General features: G+C 66.2%; 1 protein-coding gene. It reads left to right on the forward strand.

Annotation, left to right across the window (positions count from 1 at the left end; translation table 11 throughout):
- Positions 1 to 987: UDP-glucose 4-epimerase GalE (gene galE, locus ACYSM9_RS21850; RefSeq protein WP_461859041.1), on the forward strand; the 987-nt coding region annotated here is incomplete at both ends.

The following is a 987-nucleotide window of genomic DNA, read 5'->3' on the forward strand; positions in this document are numbered from 1 at the left end:
GGGGGCACCGGCTACATCGGTTCCCACACCGTCCTTTCCCTGCAGGAAGCCGGCCACGACGTGGTCGTCATCGACAACCTGGTGAACTCCAGCGAGGAATCCCTGCGCCGCGTGGCCGAACTCAGCGGAAAGGCTGCCGCGTTCCACAACGTTGACCTCGTCGATGAAGCGGCCGTGGAGAAGGTCTTCGCCGAAACCCCCATCGACGCCGTCATCCACTTCGCCGGGCTCAAGGCCGTGGGGGAATCCGTGCGCGAACCGCTGAAGTACTACTACAACAACCTCGTCGGCACCCTGAACTTGATCCGCGTCATGGACCGCCACGAGGTCCGCTCCATTGTCTTCAGCTCCTCCGCCACCGTCTACGGCGAGCACAACCCCATCCCCTACGTGGAGAAGATGGAGATCGGGGCCAACAACCCCTACGGCCGGACCAAGGAACAGATCGAGGACATCCTCTCCGACCTCGGCGCAGCCGACCCCCGCTGGCACATCGCCCTGCTGCGCTACTTCAACCCCGTCGGCGCCCACCCCTCCGGCCGCATCGGCGAAGACCCGCAGGGCATCCCCAACAACCTCGTGCCCTTCATCGCCCAGGTGGCCGTCGGCCGGCGCGACAAGCTCATGGTCTTCGGCGGCGACTACGACACCCCCGACGGCACCTGCCTGCGCGACTACATCCACGTCGTGGACCTGGCCGAAGGACATGTGGCCGCACTGAACTATGTCGCGGACCGCACGGGCGTGTTCCGCTGGAACCTCGGCTCCGGGAAGGGATCGTCCGTCCTGGAGGTGCTGCGCTCGTTCGAAAAGGCCGTGGGCCGGCCGATACCGTACGAGATCACCGGCCGCCGCGCCGGGGACCTGCCCGCCTTCTGGGCCGACGCCTCCTCCGCGCTTGCCGACCTCGGCTGGTCCACCACCAAGACCATCGACCAGATGTGCGAAGACCACTGGCGCTGGCAGAAAAACAACCCCAACGGCTAC

This window comes from Arthrobacter sp. C152 (assembly GCF_054890965.1).